This is a genomic window from Prevotella sp. 10(H) (assembly GCF_000711235.1).
In the GTDB taxonomy this organism is placed as follows: Bacteria; Bacteroidota; Bacteroidia; order Bacteroidales; family Dysgonomonadaceae; genus Dysgonomonas.
The window spans coordinates 388,335-405,137 of record NZ_JOMI01000003.1; the positions used below are offsets into that span (position 1 = coordinate 388,335).

16 protein-coding genes are annotated in these 16,803 nt (G+C 40.0%); 8 read left to right on the forward strand and 8 right to left on the reverse strand.

Annotated elements, in window-relative coordinates; genetic code table 11:
- Nucleotides 1-144 precede the first annotated feature (144 nt).
- The 3 genes from glmS to K348_RS0107205 all read left to right on the forward strand — a co-directional run bounded on the left by glmS (nucleotide 145) and on the right by K348_RS0107205 (nucleotide 3,072).
- Complete coding sequence (gene glmS / locus K348_RS0107195; protein ID WP_029904288.1) at nucleotides 145-1,989, forward strand: glutamine--fructose-6-phosphate transaminase (isomerizing); 1,845 nt, start codon at nucleotides 145-147, stop codon at nucleotides 1,987-1,989.
- Nucleotides 1,990-2,100: 111 nt separating this feature from the next.
- Nucleotides 2,101-2,628 (forward strand): Hint domain-containing protein, encoded by a 528-nt coding sequence (locus K348_RS0107200; protein WP_029904289.1) that lies wholly within the window; start codon nucleotides 2,101-2,103, stop codon nucleotides 2,626-2,628.
- Between the two features lie 6 nt (nucleotides 2,629-2,634).
- A complete protein-coding gene (locus K348_RS0107205; RefSeq protein WP_029904290.1) occupies nucleotides 2,635-3,072 on the forward strand; it encodes a PaaI family thioesterase in 438 nt (145 codons plus the stop codon).
- Between the two features lie 246 nt (nucleotides 3,073-3,318).
- On the opposite strand, the gene K348_RS0107210 is transcribed toward K348_RS0107205, so the two are convergent.
- The 3 genes from K348_RS0107210 to K348_RS0107220 are packed head-to-tail and all read right to left on the reverse strand — an operon-like array spanning nucleotide 3,319 to nucleotide 5,295.
- Nucleotides 3,319-3,678, reverse strand: a complete 360-nt coding sequence (locus tag K348_RS0107210; RefSeq protein ID WP_029904291.1) for a GntR family transcriptional regulator — start codon at nucleotides 3,676-3,678, stop codon at nucleotides 3,319-3,321.
- Between the two features lies 1 nt (nucleotide 3,679).
- On the reverse strand, nucleotides 3,680-4,456 hold the full coding sequence (locus K348_RS0107215) for a hypothetical protein (protein ID WP_029904292.1): 777 nt from the start codon (nucleotides 4,454-4,456) through the stop codon (nucleotides 3,680-3,682).
- Nucleotides 4,453-5,295 (reverse strand): ATP-binding cassette domain-containing protein, encoded by an 843-nt coding sequence (locus K348_RS0107220; protein WP_029904293.1) that lies wholly within the window; start codon nucleotides 5,293-5,295, stop codon nucleotides 4,453-4,455. The genes K348_RS0107215 and K348_RS0107220 overlap by 4 nt, the downstream gene beginning before the upstream one ends.
- Nucleotides 5,296-5,844: 549 nt before the next feature.
- On the opposite strand from K348_RS0107220, the gene K348_RS0107225 reads away from it, so the two are divergent.
- Nucleotides 5,845-6,210, forward strand: coding sequence for a BlaI/MecI/CopY family transcriptional regulator (locus K348_RS0107225; protein ID WP_029904294.1), 366 nt, complete (start codon nucleotides 5,845-5,847; stop codon nucleotides 6,208-6,210).
- Between the two features lie 5 nt (nucleotides 6,211-6,215).
- A complete protein-coding gene (locus tag K348_RS0107230) occupies nucleotides 6,216-7,520 on the forward strand; it encodes a M56 family metallopeptidase (protein ID WP_081852533.1) in 1,305 nt (434 codons plus the stop codon).
- 88 nt (nucleotides 7,521-7,608) lie between these two features.
- Here K348_RS0107230 and K348_RS0107235 read toward each other — a convergent pair whose 3' ends face one another.
- The 4 genes from K348_RS0107235 to K348_RS0107250 are packed head-to-tail and all read right to left on the reverse strand — an operon-like array spanning nucleotide 7,609 to nucleotide 10,085.
- Nucleotides 7,609-8,424, reverse strand: coding sequence for an META domain-containing protein (locus K348_RS0107235; RefSeq protein ID WP_029904296.1), 816 nt, complete (start codon nucleotides 8,422-8,424; stop codon nucleotides 7,609-7,611).
- A 34-nt stretch (nucleotides 8,425-8,458) separates the two neighbouring features.
- Nucleotides 8,459-9,244 (reverse strand): amidohydrolase, encoded by a 786-nt coding sequence (locus tag K348_RS0107240; RefSeq protein ID WP_029904297.1) that lies wholly within the window; start codon nucleotides 9,242-9,244, stop codon nucleotides 8,459-8,461.
- A 20-nt stretch (nucleotides 9,245-9,264) separates the two neighbouring features.
- Complete coding sequence (locus K348_RS0107245; protein WP_029904298.1) at nucleotides 9,265-9,804, reverse strand: 1-acyl-sn-glycerol-3-phosphate acyltransferase; 540 nt, start codon at nucleotides 9,802-9,804, stop codon at nucleotides 9,265-9,267.
- Nucleotides 9,801-10,085, reverse strand: coding sequence for a hypothetical protein (locus tag K348_RS0107250; protein ID WP_029904299.1), 285 nt, complete (start codon nucleotides 10,083-10,085; stop codon nucleotides 9,801-9,803). The genes K348_RS0107245 and K348_RS0107250 overlap by 4 nt, the downstream gene beginning before the upstream one ends.
- A 153-nt stretch (nucleotides 10,086-10,238) precedes the next feature.
- Here K348_RS0107250 and K348_RS0107255 point away from each other — a divergent pair, with 153 nt between their 5' ends.
- The 3 genes from K348_RS0107255 to K348_RS0107265 all read left to right on the forward strand — a co-directional run bounded on the left by K348_RS0107255 (nucleotide 10,239) and on the right by K348_RS0107265 (nucleotide 15,515).
- Nucleotides 10,239-11,888: a glycogen/starch synthase gene (locus tag K348_RS0107255; RefSeq protein ID WP_029904300.1), complete on the forward strand. Its 1,650-nt coding sequence runs from the start codon at nucleotides 10,239-10,241 to the stop codon at nucleotides 11,886-11,888.
- 186 nt (nucleotides 11,889-12,074) lie between these two features.
- Nucleotides 12,075-14,660, forward strand: a complete 2,586-nt coding sequence (glgP, locus tag K348_RS0107260) for an alpha-glucan family phosphorylase (RefSeq protein ID WP_029904301.1) — start codon at nucleotides 12,075-12,077, stop codon at nucleotides 14,658-14,660.
- A 126-nt stretch (nucleotides 14,661-14,786) separates the two neighbouring features.
- Nucleotides 14,787-15,515: a DUF1080 domain-containing protein gene (locus K348_RS0107265; protein ID WP_029904302.1), complete on the forward strand. Its 729-nt coding sequence runs from the start codon at nucleotides 14,787-14,789 to the stop codon at nucleotides 15,513-15,515.
- A 60-nt stretch (nucleotides 15,516-15,575) separates the two neighbouring features.
- On the opposite strand, the gene K348_RS0107270 is transcribed toward K348_RS0107265, so the two are convergent.
- Entirely contained in the window at nucleotides 15,576-16,526 is a 951-nt protein-coding gene (locus K348_RS0107270) for an NAD(P)-dependent oxidoreductase (RefSeq protein ID WP_029904303.1), read from the reverse strand.
- Nucleotides 16,527-16,803 lie beyond the last annotated feature (277 nt).

Consider the following 16,803-nt stretch of genomic DNA (forward strand, 5'->3'; position numbering starts at 1 on the left):
GCAAATATATATATTAAAATATTGATTGATAACTTACATAAAGTTAAAGAAAGTCAATCAATAAAAGAATAAAGTTATTGAAAGCTGTATTTATAGTTAAAAAATCTTCTTTTTGTATATCTTTGTATTCCAAAAAGAAGAATTATGTGTGGAATAGTAGGATATATTGGCTTTCGTGAAGCCTACCCCATTTTGATAAAAGGATTGCACAGGCTCGAATACAGAGGCTATGATAGTGCAGGTGTAGCAATCATAAACGATGAGAATAAGTTATCTGTGTATAAGGCTAAAGGCCGCGTAAAAGATCTGGAAGATTATGCACGCGATAAGAACGTAACCGGAACTATAGGTATTGCACATACCCGCTGGGCGACACATGGCGAACCGAGTAATGCAAATGCGCATCCTCACTATTCCCAAAGCGAATCTTTAGCCTTGATTCATAACGGGATAATAGAAAACTATGCAGTACTGAAAACTCAACTGATAAATAAAGGTTATTCTTTTCACAGTAGTACGGATACGGAAGTGCTCGTGCAATTGATAGAGTATATAAAGCAACTAAATAAGTGCGACTTGTTTGCAGCTGTTCAGATAGCCCTTAATCAGGTTGTAGGTGCTTATGCAATTGCTGTAATAGAAAAAGGGAATCCCGATCAGATAATAGCCGCCCGTAAAAGCAGTCCTTTGGTAATAGGTATTGGCGAGGGGGAATTCTTTTTAGGCTCGGATGCATCACCAATAGTAGAATATACAAAGAAAGTTGTCTATCTGGATGATGAAGAGATTGCCATTATAAAGAGGGACGAAGACCCTAAAATCTTTACTATATCTAATATAGAACGTACACATGAAGTGAAAGAACTGGAGATGAATCTCAGCCAATTGGAACGGGGAGGCTATCCTCACTTTATGTTGAAAGAAATATTCGAACAGCCTGAAACTCTTAAGAATTGTATGAGTGGGCGTATCAATGTGGAAGGTACCAATGTTACTTTATCTGGTATAATCGATCATAAAGATAAATTTGTAAATGCCAAACGTATCATAATTATAGCATGTGGCACTTCATGGCATGCGGGATTGATCGGAGAATATCTTTTTGAAGAATTCTGCCGCATACCTGTCGAAGTTGAATACGCTTCTGAATTCAGATACCGTAATCCAGTGATATGCCCCGATGATATAGTTATTGCTATTTCCCAATCGGGAGAAACCGCCGATTCGCTTGCAGCAATTGAAATGGCTCGTAAGGCCGGTGCTTTTGTATATGGTGTTTGTAATGTAGTAGGATCATCTATTCCGAGAAATACCGATTCAGGATCATATACACATTGCGGGCATGAAATAGGAGTAGCTTCGACGAAGGCTTTTACCGCTCAGGTTACTGTTTTGACAATGATGGCCTTGGCTATTGCAAAGGAAAAGAATACTATCGATGAAGATAATTATCATAGCATAATAGGAGAACTCCAGAATATTCCATCTAAAATTGAGCGAATCCTGAAATTGAGTAATGAAATCAAGAAGCTATCTTTGATTTTCACTTACGCTCAAAACTTTATCTATCTGGGGCGCGGTTACAATTATCCGATTGCTTTGGAGGGTGCTCTTAAGCTAAAAGAAATCTCATATATACATGCCGAAGGCTATCCCGCCGCAGAAATGAAGCACGGACCGATAGCACTGATTGATAATGAAATGCCGGTGGTAGCAATAGCGACTAATAGCGCTATATATGAAAAAGTGGTGAGTAATATTCAGGAAATAAAAGCCCGTAAAGGTAGGATAATAGCTATTATTAATGAGGGTGATGAAACGATGAAAGCTTTGGCCGATCATTATGTAGAAATACCTGCAACCGATGAGTGTCTCGACCCTTTACTTACGTCTATACCACTTCAGTTATTGGCATATCATATAGCCGTAAACAAAAACAGGGACGTGGATATGCCGCGCAACCTTGCAAAATCTGTTACTGTAGAGTAATACTTTCAATATATTATCATTATCTTTGTTGATATAATATTGTCAACCAATATCATTTTGCAAAATATTTTTATCTTTGCATAAAACTTTACATACAAAAACAGAATTAATATGAAAATCAGGGTTTTCCTTTTTACACTCACTTGTTTTTTTGTGCTTGGTATGGGCATAAATGCGCAAAATAGCAGTTTGGCAGCCGGCACAAAAATCACAATGTTCGACGATAAGAAAAAGAATATAGAAGAACTGGAAGTAGGAGACGTCGTGCTGGCATTCAACATCAAAGAAAAAGTATACGAAGAGAAGAAAGTTGGAAATATAAATAAGATCATGTACAATCGCCTTGTACGCGTTTCGCTCGAAAGCGGTATGCAGCTTACAATGACTATCGATACACCCATATGGGCTGAAAAAGGCTGGGTTTCTGTAGATCCCGAACTCACTAAGATGGGTAATAAATTTCCCGATGTGCAAACTTGCAAGATAGGTGAGTATGCTTTCTACTACAATATTACCAGTACCGACTATGTGGAGATTACCGTTATTCAGGGGATAATGGAGCCTACTCAGACCTATACTATCGAACTTGAAGGAGGCGGAGCTCTCATAGCCAACGGGTTTATCGTAGGGCTGAATTAATAATCTATGAGGTTCAATAATAAGAATATACAAGAGAACATACAACAAACATTTCTGGAAACACTGGACATTACCTTCATAGAATCTGATGATCCGATGTCTCTCGAGGCAACTATGCCTGTCACCCGTCAGGTATCCCAGCCAATGGGTATTTTACACGGAGGTGCTACCATTTCTTTAGCTGAATCCTTAGCCGGCGCCGGTTCTAACAATATATGTGCGAATGACGAAAGGTGCTTCGGTATGCAGATTAGCGCCAGTCATATATCCAGTGCAAAGGTTGGTGACACAGTAAGGGCCAAAGGAACTGTTCAGCACAAAGGACGTTCGACACATGTATGGAATGTAGACGTATTCTCCGAGTCTACCGGACAGCTTATATCATCTATACGGATTACCAATGCAGTTGTAAAGCAGGTTGTATACTTCGGTAAAGAGAAGTGATATTTAACCATGCAAGGTACGAGTTGAGTACCCGCACCTGCAAATTTAATAGATTAGATTCAATTATATCCTATTTCGTTTCATTCTCCTGATACTTTTGCAACATTGCCCATGCTATGTTGGGCTGCCTTATCATAAAGCGGTCGACAGTATATCTATAACCTTATATATTATTACAGCTATACATACTACAACGATTGTTATCATAACGGCTAATATTTTGTTTGCATACTTCTTCATAATATCTTATCCTTTTGACTGATTATACCTATCGACTACTTCATCGATGCTGATACCCAATAACTCCATGGTGTTGAATGTTTCGGGGAGCATCTCTTCAAAAAAATCCTTTTTCTGCAGATTCAGTATTTGTTTACGGGCATTTTCCGCCACATAATATCCCATTCCCCGTTTCGAGTATATGATATCTTCTGCCTGCATATATTCGAACGCCCGCATGGCGGTATTGGGATTAACCTGCAGTGTAGTGCCCAGTTCCCTGACCGAAGGGATGCGTTCTTCTTCAGCCCATTCGTTTGTCAGCATTTTCTGGAAGCAGAAGTCCACAATTTGCAGATATATCGGTTTGTTTGATTTGAAATCCATATTATACCTCCGTTTCTCTCAGTTTGAAAAATGATGTAAGCCACATACCCAAAGGTACAACCACACTTATTATATAGGAAGCAATCTGCAATACGGTATCGGATGCAAAATGAGAAGCAGCTATAGCATTACCGAAATCGTATCCTGCCGTGAAATTATTTTCATTATCTGCAGACATACTGAAAGCCACATTTTTCCCCGATTCCAGTATTATGTGCCCCCATGCAATGCTTAGAAACATGATTGCGATTCCTGCTATTATCAGTATTAATGATGTCTTTGCAAAGGCGTACTTCTTGAAATAGTAGTATCCACACATAAATATAGACTGGTGAAATATCAGTGCAAAATATGTCTTAACATTGTATTTAGTCCAGTCTAGCTGTTCAGCGTGTGCTTTCAATTCTTCTACAGGAATAATACTGCTGATCACATTCAATACTAATAATACCAGTAATATAATGACCGGCAATATAATTACATATTTCAGCCACACACTGAAGAACTTTTCGAAAGTCGAAGCCGGCAGTGTGAAGTCAAAGATACTCGAATGCCTGTTGCGTGTCCGTTCAAAAAAGCACGGTCCCCCGATGATAATTGTTCCTGCGGCAAGATATATGAGTCCCGAAAGGCTGTTGTCTATCAATATATATAGCATTGCCGATAATATATACATCCCCACTAAGGCTATTGTCATATATAGATATTGCGCTTTTGAAAGGAACAGGTTACGTTTCTCCAGTCTCGCGAAGCGGTTTATATTAAATGTTGCATTCATCGGTTTGATACATTAGAGTTAAACAATTCTTTGATCTTTGCCTTGTTATTGACAACCGCATTGAAGAGAGCTTCAATATTCAAAATACTCTCTTCCCCGTATTCATTTACCTGTACCGAAGAGTATCCCTGCATAGTCTGTTCGCAATAGAGCGCATCTTCTGGTTTGTATGCAGTGAACGAGAACATCAGTTTTTTGGTTATTTCTTCGACGCTATTGTTCAGCAGCACCTGATTGCGGTCGAGTATTATGATCGGGTCTATCAGGCTTTCGAGGTCGCGTACCTGATGTGTCGATATCAGGATGCATCTGCTTTCATCGTATGCCGAAGCCATAATCTTCCTGAATTGCGATTTAGACGGGATATCGAGCCCGTTGGTCGGTTCGTCCAGTAATGTTATCGGTGTATTCAGTGCCAGAGCATATGCAATCATTACTTTCTTTTTCTGCCCGAAAGACAATTCCGACATTTTGCGATCTTTCTCCACCTGAAAATCATTTAGATATACATCGAATTGCGTTTCACTGAAATTCGGATAAAAGCCTGAATTATACTTTATGAAGTCACCGATGAGTATTGCCGGGGCATTAAACTCTTCAGGAAGGAAAAAGTATTGTTTCAGCATTTCCGGATTGCGGTAAGCCGATTCGTAATCGAATATCTTACAACTGCCGTTTTTCGGGAAGCACAATCCGCCGATAAGATGCAGCAGGGTAGTCTTGCCTACTCCGTTTTCTCCCAACAACCCGTATATACCGCCTTTCATTTCGAAAGAGACATGTTCGAACACAGGTCTTTTCTTGTTGTAATAAAAGCTTAAGTCATTAATCTTTATCATATATTATGAGTGTATTAGTTTATTAGTACACTGCAAATATAAGGCATATTTTTATATATGCAATAGAAAATAGATTTTTTTTCAAAAATATTTTTCTAAGAGATTTTTCATCATATTATATTTACATATATTAACCATATATAGTTAAAAAGTAACGAAAGTAACTTTTTTGAGCTATTAGCTGATAGCTGTTAGCCATTCGCTTTTCTCTTTTACCACAAAATATAAGGAAAAGCATCAATTCGGATTTACATTCTTTAACTATATATAGTTAAAAGGTAACAAAAGTAACGTTTTTCAATGTTCAATGGAAAGTTGATAATTGACAACGAAAACGAAAACTTGTAACTAATATATCATTTGGCTCCGCCGATTTTCAATTCAAAGAGCTAAAAGCTATCAGCTAATGGCTAAAGCTAAAATGATATAGATAAACTTTCTTTCGATTTGTTTTCGAATTCTCGAAAAACCGTTTTACACTCTTTTAACTAAAACAATTAGTTGAGAACTAAAACTTTTAGTTTCATTTGTGAAAAGTTAATTTTTATCATGAAAGCATTGACCAACAAAGAAGAAGAGATCATGGAGTTTTTCTGGCAACATGGCTCCATGTTTGTCAAAGATATACAAAAGTTGTTTGATGAACCCAAACCTCACATAAACACTATATCCACCATGATAAGGATACTCGAAGAGAAAGGATTTGCAGGACACGAATCATTGGGAAAGACATACCGCTACCATGCGCTGATAAGCAAAGACGAATACCGTAAGAAGACCCTCAAGGGTGTTATAAGCAAGTATTTTAATAATTGTTATCTCGATGTTGTTTCGTCATTCATAACTAAAGAAGATGTATCTATAGAAGAGTTGAAAAGCCTGATAGATCAGGTAGAGCAAGCACACATAAAGTAAACGCTATGGGAGAATTATTAGCCTACAATCTAAAGATTTCTGTATGCATTACCCTGTTTTATCTATTGTATAAGCTATTATTCAGCAAAAATACATTTTACAGGATAAACAGGATGACACTTTTAGCTATCTACCTGATAGTACTTGCTGTTCCCCTGATTAATATATCGGTCGATCAGCCTATGGCTATACATAAAGTGCTGGGTAACTATGAGCAGGTACTTCATGTACCTTCTGTAAATACTGAACAAGCAGAGGGAACTGTTCCAGCCGATTTCGAATTTAGAGTGTTTGCAGATCAGAGCGGAATTAAAATGGTAAATTTAAGCTGGGTCGGAATACTTCTCTTTATATATAGTATAGGTGTAATAATATTTTCCGCTAAACTGATCTATTCTATAGCTTGTATCTTTTCATTGATACGTAAAGGCAAAAAGACCAGACTCGGAAATATCACGCTCGTTGTGCATGACAGCAATATAGCTTCGTTTTCGTGGTTGAATTATATCGTTATTTCAAAAGATGATTATAATGAACACATGAATGCTATCCTGACACATGAAATGGCGCATATCGTGCACAGGCATTCATTCGATCTTATCATCAGCGAAGTATTCGCTATATTCCAATGGTTCAATCCCGTTGTGTGGCTGATGAGAAAAGAATTTCAGGATATCCATGAATTTGAAGCCGATTCTTATGTGCTCGATTCGGGTATTGATGCAAAGCAGTACCAGCTTTTATTAATAAAAAAAGCTGCCGGGGTAGAGCGTTTCAATTCAATAACCAACAGCTTTAATCACAGTACACTTAAAAAAAGAATAGCTATGATGTTAAAAGAAAAATCAAGACCATGGGCGCGTTTGAAGTATATTGCTATACTTCCGCTTGCTGCCATATCGGTAATTTTATTCGCCCGTACGGAAATTTCAATGAATCACAATGAAATTTCAGATATAAAAGTTAATAAAATATCAATGAAAGATTCTATTGAAGGTAAATGGAAACAGATCGATCCTGAGAATCCGGACGTAGATATTGAATATCCGAACATTAAAACAATATCCGAAGGTACTTTTTCGTGGACTAGATCCGATAAAGACGGAACAGCTTTGACAGGAGCATCAGGAACTTATACATATAAAGACGGGGTGTATACCGAAACTATTAATTATACAATGCCGGGTATGGACGCATTTAAAGGAAAACAAGCTGTTTATAATGTAACTATAAAAGGAGATAAGCTGATTATCGACGGATTCCTCGATAAACAATATCCGGTATATGAAGAATGGGTCAGGGTTAAATAAATGTGATTACAGGGAGTAGTATCCCAATGAAAAAAACTACAGGCAGGCCGCCTGTAGTTTTTATTTTATAAAAATCTATATGTATGTCTTATTTTTCCGCTCCCTTTGTAAATTCGAGAACAACATTCCCGTCTTTAGTAAAAATAAGCTTGTCGCCGTTCAGTCCAGCCTGAAGCGGAGAAGCTAAAAGGCCTGTAAACATATCTTCGCCTTTCATACTCGGGCAAGCCATTTTAGTAGAAGCTACAGGCAAAAATGTTATTGTATTATCAGCCAGCGTATAGCCGGTACGGTATGTATTGCAACCTGCATTGCCGAATACTTTGCCGTCGGCAGAAAATTCCATCGTCGGAGTCTTTCCTGTAAATAAAGTTTTCATATCACCGCCTGAAATAGAAGTAAGCGTCCATGCACCGGTTAGGCTTTCTGCATTTATCATGTCTGTATTTGCAGTTTCTGTCGGAGCCTCGCCTTTCTCGAATTGCAGAACAACAGAATTCCCTTCACTCAGTGTAAGCATACCGTCCTTATCCAGAGAAAGAGTCAGGTTAGGAGAGGAGAGGGCAGAAAAGAACTGGGGCTCCTTATTACCCTGCATACACATCTTCATTGTGGCAGCCAGATTAGGCGCCGAGAATTCGTTTCTTTCGCTTAGTGTGAACGGCCCTGAAAAAGTATTGCATCCACCGTTACCCGATACGATATTCTTTTCGAAATCGAATTGTACATAGGGAAGATTGCCTGCAAATGCTGTTTTGGCTTCTTCACCTTTCAATGTTTTTAATGACCAGTAACCCCCTAGCTGTGTTTTATCTACCGGTTTTACCGAGTTACAACTCTGAAGTCCAAAAGTTAGTGCTAATGTGGCGATTGCTAGAATCGCAGAATTAAAAATACGTTTCATAAAATTGATATTTTAATATAATGACTTTGCTGATTTATTTCAGTTCGAACCGGTCCGCATCTTTCCATACAGGGAATTTTTCCCTGAACAGTTGTAGCTCGGATTTCGATATATAGACAGTTTCGACCCGCTCTGTGTTCAATCCGGCCGAGATTATTTCCTCTCCTTTAGCATTAATTAACTTCGAGCCGCCCTCGTGGGCCAACCCGTTTCCGTCTTTGCCGATACGGTTCACACCGCATACATAACACATATTTTCCAAGGCTCTGGCAATTAATAATGTATTCCAAACTTTTGCCCGTGATGCAGGCCAGTTGGCAGTATAAATCAGAAGATCGTATTCATTATCTACATTTCTCGCCCAAACCGGGAAACGCAGATCATAGCAGATTAGCAGGCATATATTGAATCCTTTATATTCAAATATGAGCTTCTTATCTCCTGCTGCAAACGAGCGGGGCTCTGCACCCATACGGAACAAATGCCGCTTATCGTAGTAATATTCCTTCTCGGGAGTGATGAAAAATCCGCGGTTGTAATAATCATTTCCATCTTTTGCAATAAAACTGCCGCAAATGGCAACTTCATATTGCTTTGTCCATTGCCTGAGAGAAGTGATAGTGTTCCCGTCGTTCGGCTCTGCCAGATTATGGCTGTTCATAGAGAAGCCTGTAGTACACATTTCCGGCAATACGACGATATCAGTCTTACCCGATAAGTCAGATACAATATTATGTATATACAAGAGATTGGCTTCTTTATTCTCCCATACTATATCATATTGCACAAGACTTATTCCCAGTTTGTCATCTTGCTGCATAACTTCTTGCTTTTAGGAATTTATAATGCGAAATTCTCAGGATGTTTTGCCGTCACACCTATATAAGATGCTTTTATTTCTTCAATATCGGCATCGGCATCACCCGTCGGCATCAGTATCTTTTTGAAGTCGACTTCTTTCTTTCCGTAGTCAATAGCAACGATCACTATCGGCACGTTAGCTGCCAGCGCAATAAAGTAAAATCCTTTTCTCCATTCCGGATTACGTTTGCGGGTAGCTTCCGGAGTTATGGCCAGCTGAAAGTTATCTCTATTAGCATATATTTCAGACATCTGCTCTGTCAGCGAAGTTTTACGCGTACGGTTTACCGGTATTCCTCCCAGTGATTTGAATATCAGATTCATAGGAAAGAAGAACCATTCTTTCTTTATAAGGAAAGAAGCTTTTCGCCCCATAGCCTTATACACCACCAATCCGAGAAGCAGATCCCAGTTGCTGGTATGAGGAGCTACACAGATAACTGATTTATTTGGAAGATCGGTCAGTCCTGTTATTCTCCAACCGATACGGCGGAGAATAAAGTTGCAAATTTTTTTCATTCACCCAGATTCGCTATTTCTTTTGCAATAGCATTTGTTTCATTCTGTAAATCAACTCTTAATTTTCTATAATAAGCCTTAACTCTGCCTTTGGCTTCCTTTCCTTCATTAACGCTCACACGTTTCAATAGTTCATTCTGCGTTTCTACTATATGGGTAATGACTTTATTGGCTGCTTCCTGATCGGCATCGACTACGAATAACTTGTAAAACAGACAGTCTGCATACAATAAATCCATTGCTGCAATTATACTTTTTTTTAGTTTTCGTCTGCTACTCATGAGAAAAATATTTTTTATACGTTTATATCTTTACTATCTTTGTGCCTCTTTTCGAAGCATGCGGCAAAGGTACTAAAAAAAAATACCGATGTATGTATGCTATGAAAATTAATAAGTAATCAAAAGAAATAGCGGGACGACGCAGCAAATTTTATGGCAAAACAAGATTATAATCCGGATTACATTTTTGAAGCTAGTTGGGAAGTATGTAACAAAGTAGGCGGAATTTATACCGTATTGTCAACAAAAGCTAAGTCGATGCAGGAAACTGGCAAAGACAAAGTCATATTTATCGGCCCCGATGTTTGGGAAGACAAAGAAAGCCCTTGGTTCGTCGAAGACCAGACACTTCTTGCCGAATGGAAAGAAGTTGCAACAAAACAAGATCATCTGAATGTAAGAGTCGGAAGATGGAACGTGCCGGGAAATCCTGTTGTAGTCCTTGTCAATTTCAACCAGTTCTTTCCTGCAAAAGATGCGATTTACGCCGATATGTGGCGCCAGTATGAAGTAGATTCACTTCATGCATATGGTGACTACGACGAGTCTTGTATGTTTGCCTATGCCAGCGGAGCCGTTATCGAAAGTTTCTATAAATTCCATAAGTTTGAAGAAAAGAATGTAATCGCTCATTTCGATGAGTGGATGCTTGGCATGGGAGTTTTATATATAAAAAGCCGCTTACCTAAAATAGCAACAGTCTTTACCACACATGCTACTTCTATAGGGCGTTCGATAGCTGGAAACGGCAAACCCCTTTACAATTATCTTTCTACGTACGACAGTGACCAGATGGCGCGCGAATTGAATATGGAGGCAAAGCATTCCATTGAAAAGGCCGCAGCTCTCAATGCCGACTGCTTCACAACGGTGAGTGATATTACTGCCCGTGAGTGCCGTCAGCTGCTTCATCGCGAGCCGGAAGTAACACCCAACGGATTCGAAAAGGATTTCATTCCCGTAGGGGAGGAACACGAAACGAAACGCCTTGCAGCACGCAAGCAACTGATCAATGTAGCCGAAAGATTGCTGGGTTACGATATACAGGAAGATGCCCTGCTGGTAGCTACCAGCGGCCGTTACGAATACCGTAATAAAGGTATAGATGTCTTTGTGGACGCTATGCACAGGTTGGAGCAGATAAAGCAACTTGAAAAAGATGTGATTGCTTTCATTATGGTTCCGGCATGGATAAGCGGCCCCCGCGTAGACTTACAGGACAGGATGAGATTAAAGAAATCTCCTTCAACATCATTAAGTCATCCGCACATAACTCACTGGCTGCGTAATATGAATAACGATTCGGTACTCAATCAGATCAAATATCTGAAAATGGAGAACCGGAAAGAGGACAGGGTAAAAATAATCTTCGTTCCGTCCTATCTGAACGGCAATGATGGTATTTTCAATGTTCCTTATTACGATCTGCTTATCGGTATGGATGTCACTGTATTCCCGTCTTATTACGAACCTTGGGGCTATACCCCGCACGAAAGTATAGCGTTCTCAGTCCCTACTATCACGACATCACTTGCCGGATTCGGCCTTTGGATGCGTAAAATGGGTGACGAAAGGGGAATGGACGACGGAGCGGAAGTAATATCCCGCGACGACTACAACTTCATCGAGGTGTCGGAAGATATATGTAACCGCGTATTCGAGATGACCAGAAAAAGTAACGAACAGGAAAAAATATTACGTCAGGCTGCGCTCGACCGTGCCGATCTGGCCGACTGGGATCATTTCTATAAATACTACAAAGAAGCGTATCGATCAGCACTGAAACAAGCGGCAAATCGTTAATTAACATATTATTATCTGTTTTTTGTAACGAAAACGCACCCTAACGAAAACTTTACAATATTTTATAAAGACTTCGTATTTTAAAATCGTTATATTTGTAATTCCAAATAAAACAAACCACAAAACAATTCCGTTCGAAGACTATTTAGGAGAAGAAGGAATATATAAAGTTTAAATAATATATTTATGAGAATCAAAGCAAGTTATTCTAACACTCCCTCATGGAGGAGTGCGTATACGCAGGTTAATCTGCCTAAGGAGCTGTTGCCGTTAGAAAAGTTGGTACATAATCTATGGTGGGTATGGAACAACGACGCGGCAGACCTGTTCGCAGAACTCGATCCCGATCTGTGGAGAAAAAGTGAACACAACCCGGTTATTTTACTGCAAAAAATCTCTTATGAAAGAATCGACGAAATTCTGAAAGACTCTTTACTGATGGATAAAGTCAGAAAAGTGATACAGAATTTCGAATCATATATGGCCGAGGATTTCGATAAGTCGAAACCGTCGGTTGCCTACTTTAGCATGGAGTACGGTTTTTCTCATGTATTGAAAATCTATTCCGGTGGTCTTGGTGTTCTTGCAGGCGACTATCTGAAAGAAGCCAGTGACAGCCATGTAGACCTTACAGGTGTAGGGTTTCTGTATCGTTACGGATACTTTACGCAGTCTATCTCCCCTGACGGACAGCAGGTAGCTAATTACGAATCTCAGAATTTCGGAGAATTGCCGTTAGATCCGGTATTGAACGAAGACGGCAACCAGATGATTCTGGCTGTGCCTTATCCCGACAGGGATATTTATGCAAATGTATGGAAGGTAAATGTAGGACGTATAAACCTTTATTTGCTGGATACTGATATCGATCTCAATAGCGAATGGGATCGTCCAATCACTCATCAACTTTATGGCGGTGACTGGGAAAACCGTTTGAAACAGGAATATTTACTCGGTATTGGTGGTATTTTACTTCTCAATAAGCTGGGTATCAAAAAAGAAATATATCACTGTAACGAAGGGCATGCTGCGTTAATTAACGTTCAGCGTCTGCTCGACCTTATCGAAGGCGAAGGACTGACATTCAATCAGGCGCTTGAGGTAGTTCGTGCATCCGGTCTTTATACTGTGCATACGCCTGTTCCTGCAGGACATGACTATTTCGACGAAGGGTTGCTTGGCAAATACCTCGGCAGCTATCCGGCTCGTCTGGGTATCTCATGGCAGGATTTCGTAGATATGGGTCGTGAGCATCCGGGAAGCGGTGAGAAGTTCAGTATGAGTGTCTTTGCACTCAATACATGCCTCGAAGCCAATGGTGTAAGTTATTTGCACGGTATAGTTTCGCGCCACATGTTCCAGCCTGTATGGCCGGGATATTTCCCTGAGGAATTGCATGTAGGCCACGTTACTAACGGCGTGCATCTTCCTACATGGACTGCAAAAGAAATGAAGGCATTGTATGAAAAGACTTTCGATAAGAATTTCTACAACGACCAGTCGAACCACGAAATATGGGACAATATCTACAGCGTACCTGATGCTGAAATCTGGAAACTGCGCATGGTATTGAAAAAACGTCTGATCTCTTATGTTCAGGAGCAGATGAAAGAAGGATGGATTAAGAACCAGAAGGCTCCGTCTGCAATATTCAATATTGTAGATAAGATTAATCCTGATGCGCTTCTTGTAGGTTTCGGACGCCGTTTTGCCACTTACAAGCGTGCTCATCTTTTATTTACAGACTTAGACCGTTTGTCGAAACTGGTAAATAATGAGAAATATCCTGTTCAGTTTCTTTACACAGGTAAGGCTCACCCTGCCGATGGTGCCGGACAAGGTTTGATTAAGCAAATTGTTGAAATTTCGCGCCGTCCTGAATTTTTCGGTAAGATTATCTTCCTCGAAAACTACGATATGCGTCTAGCTAAACGCCTTATCTCAGGGGTGGATATTTGGCTGAATACACCTACACGTCCGCTGGAAGCTTCAGGTACATCGGGTGAGAAGGCTGAAATGAACGGTGTGTTGAACTTCTCTGTACTTGACGGATGGTGGTATGAAGGTTATCGTAAAGATGCAGGCTGGTGCCTGACAGAAAAACGTACCTATACCAATCAGGCTTATCAGGACGAACTCGATGCATCGGAAATATATTCTACATTCGAGAATGAGATACTTCCATTGTACTATGCGCGCAATTCGAAGGGCTATTCTCCGGAATGGATTCAGTATATCAAAAACTCGATCGCTAATATTGCGCCGGAGTATACTACCAAGCGTATGATCGACGATTATATCAATAATTTCTACAAACCGGAACAGGATCGTGTCAAACTGGTTGCATCCAACCATTATGCCAAGGCTAAAGAACTGGCGGCATGGAAAGAAGATACTGCAGCAAACTGGGACAAGTTCACTGTAGAGAAATTGACTTTCAACGGTCAGGATTTGAGGGACGGAGTAGGGCTTCTTAATCCTACACTTACCGAAGGAGAAAAAATGACGGTAGAGGTAGTTATCGATAAGAAAGCCATGAAAGGCGATCTCGGTATCGAATGTGTATTGACTGAATACGATCCCGAAAAGAAAGAAGATAAATTCTTATCTGTTCAGGAATTCAATAAGGTTAAAGAAGAGGGTTCCAAACTGTACTTCGAAATGAAAGCTATAGCAAGAATCCCCGGTACATGCCATTTTGCATACCGTGTATATCCGAAACATCCGGATATGGCTCATCGTATGGACTTTGCATACATACGCTGGATTTAATAGGTTGTATATAAAATAAACTTGAAAAGCTGCTTCTGTTTACAGATGCAGCTTTTTTTAATAAAACATTCTTTATTTGTCGCAAAAGTATTCGTAATTTTGGCTGGTCTAAAAAATAAAACACCTATGAAAAAAATTATCTTACTGGCTGCTGTGCTTGTTTCAGCAGTATCTATTAATGCCCAGATGAAGCCTCAGAGCACAGAATGGTATTATCCTCAACCCCCTAAAGTTACTCCGGCTACAACTTTGAATCAACCGCCGTCGGATGCAATTGTCCTTTTCGACGGAAAAGATTTATCCAAATGGGTATCTACTAACGGTGGAGAAGCTAAATGGAATGTGGTTGACGGTGCAATAGTGATAGTTCCGGGTACGGGCGGTATTGCTACCAAAGAATATTTCGGGGATTGCCAGTTGCATATAGAGTTCAAATCTCCGGCTCCTGAAAATTATCACGGACAGAATCGTGGCAACAGCGGTATCTTCCTTCAAAGCACTTACGAAGTGCAGGTACTCGATGGAGATAACAACCCTACTTATGTAAACGGTATGGTAGGAAGTATTTACAAGCAGCAAGCTCCCGCGGTAGATGCGTATACCAAAAACGGTCAGTGGCAGGTATATGATATTTACTGGAAAGCCCCTGTTTTCGGCACAGGCGGAAAATTGGAATCTCCTGCAATGATTACGGTAGTCCTTAATGGGATATTGATACAGAACAATTATATCCTAAAAGGAGATACCCCATATATCGGTTTCCCTAAATATGAAGCTCACGGTCGTCTGCCGCTTATGTTGCAAGACCATGGAACGGGAGTCGCATTCCGTAATATATGGATAAGAAATCTTTAAGTAATTGCTTAATTATATAATAGAAGAAGGATGCTGTAAATTACGGCATCCTTTCTTTTTTCAGAAGAGTTCCATACCTTCTTTATATGTCCTGTATTTTAGTTCGGGTAGTAATTCTTCCCGCATACGATTGGTGTCGCCATAATAAGAAACCATTCCTATTTTGACAAAATCTACTGTTAGCGGGCTTCGTGTACCAAATATCGCAGAGAATAATTCAAATGCCCGTGCGGCTGTCATTATCATCCATACAGGCATGCGCCACGGCTTGTGGTTGCCTTTATATACAGTGATATCATCGAGAAATTGTTGTAATGTCTGCACACCCTCATCTCCTATATGATATATGCCTTTGATATCCGTCTTTAAAGCGGCAGCAATAGTTGCATCTACGAAGTCGGTTTTCGAAATCAGATGTATATAAGTCGGCTTCTTCCATATGCCCAGCAGCCAGTGACGGGCAAACCATTGTCCGGCGTCTATCATCAATATACCTTTCCCATAAACCATGCCTACACGCAACGAAACAGCCTCAAAGCCGTATTGATCGCCATACTCGAATAATAACTTTTCTTCTTCGAGCCGTGTACGGGCATGCATCGATTCTGGTTTTCCGCTGAGTATTCCGGTAGCGGGTTTTTCGGGAGTACATTCTCCTTCTACATGCGGAAAACTGATTAGGATAATGCGTTTTACCTTTTGCTTTACAGCGACATTTAACAGGTTGTTGAAATAACGGGTATTTGTTGTCGGCAGGAACTTTTCGGGATTCGCTTTGAATAAAATGCCTGCAAAATGTACGATTACATCGACATTTTCGACTGCGTCAGTAAGAGTTTCTTCTTTTGCTAAATCGACTTTAAAGACAGATATGCTTTCTTTGTTTTTAAGGTTATCCGCTACATACTTTTTGTGTATAAGCAGATTGAGATTCACATTCATATCCTTCATTCCCTGAGCCAGTATTCCGCCCAGATTACCGGCAGCTCCGGTTATTGCGATTCGTGTCATAGTCCTGTTTTAAGAGTGTAAATATAGGTATAATCTTTTTATATGGGCGATTGCGAATCAATAGTTCAAATTAATTGTTCCATCATTTTTCGCATGATTCCTATCCTGATTTATTACCGGAAGACTTAGCTCATGCCTGTCGCGCCCTTTCGGGCTTGCCCTTACTTTTGGCATTGCCCAAAAGTAAGCAAAAAGCTAGCGCTTCGCTTCTCGGCGACCCAAAACCGTTTTGTCGGTTGAATCAAACGACGAGCTATCGCTCCGTTTGATTCCATAC

Excerpts from the sequence above, each read along its gene's own strand:
- glmS (WP_029904288.1), top strand. The coding sequence starts at position 145 with ATGTGTGGAATAGTAGGATATATTGGCTTTCGTGAAGCCTACCCCATT.
- K348_RS0107200 (WP_029904289.1), top strand. The coding sequence starts at position 2,101 with ATGAAAATCAGGGTTTTCCTTTTTACACTCACTTGTTTTTTTGTGCTT.
- K348_RS0107205 (WP_029904290.1), top strand. The coding sequence starts at position 2,635 with ATGAGGTTCAATAATAAGAATATACAAGAGAACATACAACAAACATTT.
- K348_RS0107210 (WP_029904291.1), bottom strand. The coding sequence starts at position 3,678 with ATGGATTTCAAATCAAACAAACCGATATATCTGCAAATTGTGGACTTC.
- K348_RS0107215 (WP_029904292.1), bottom strand. The coding sequence starts at position 4,456 with ATGAATGCAACATTTAATATAAACCGCTTCGCGAGACTGGAGAAACGT.
- K348_RS0107220 (WP_029904293.1), bottom strand. The coding sequence starts at position 5,295 with ATGATAAAGATTAATGACTTAAGCTTTTATTACAACAAGAAAAGACCT.
- K348_RS0107225 (WP_029904294.1), top strand. The coding sequence starts at position 5,845 with ATGAAAGCATTGACCAACAAAGAAGAAGAGATCATGGAGTTTTTCTGG.
- K348_RS0107230 (WP_081852533.1), top strand. The coding sequence starts at position 6,216 with ATGGGAGAATTATTAGCCTACAATCTAAAGATTTCTGTATGCATTACC.
- K348_RS0107235 (WP_029904296.1), bottom strand. The coding sequence starts at position 8,424 with ATGAAACGTATTTTTAATTCTGCGATTCTAGCAATCGCCACATTAGCA.
- K348_RS0107240 (WP_029904297.1), bottom strand. The coding sequence starts at position 9,244 with ATGCAGCAAGATGACAAACTGGGAATAAGTCTTGTGCAATATGATATA.
- K348_RS0107245 (WP_029904298.1), bottom strand. The coding sequence starts at position 9,804 with ATGAAAAAAATTTGCAACTTTATTCTCCGCCGTATCGGTTGGAGAATA.
- K348_RS0107250 (WP_029904299.1), bottom strand. The coding sequence starts at position 10,085 with ATGAGTAGCAGACGAAAACTAAAAAAAAGTATAATTGCAGCAATGGAT.
- K348_RS0107255 (WP_029904300.1), top strand. The coding sequence starts at position 10,239 with ATGGCAAAACAAGATTATAATCCGGATTACATTTTTGAAGCTAGTTGG.
- glgP (WP_029904301.1), top strand. The coding sequence starts at position 12,075 with ATGAGAATCAAAGCAAGTTATTCTAACACTCCCTCATGGAGGAGTGCG.
- K348_RS0107265 (WP_029904302.1), top strand. The coding sequence starts at position 14,787 with ATGAAAAAAATTATCTTACTGGCTGCTGTGCTTGTTTCAGCAGTATCT.
- K348_RS0107270 (WP_029904303.1), bottom strand. The coding sequence starts at position 16,526 with ATGACACGAATCGCAATAACCGGAGCTGCCGGTAATCTGGGCGGAATA.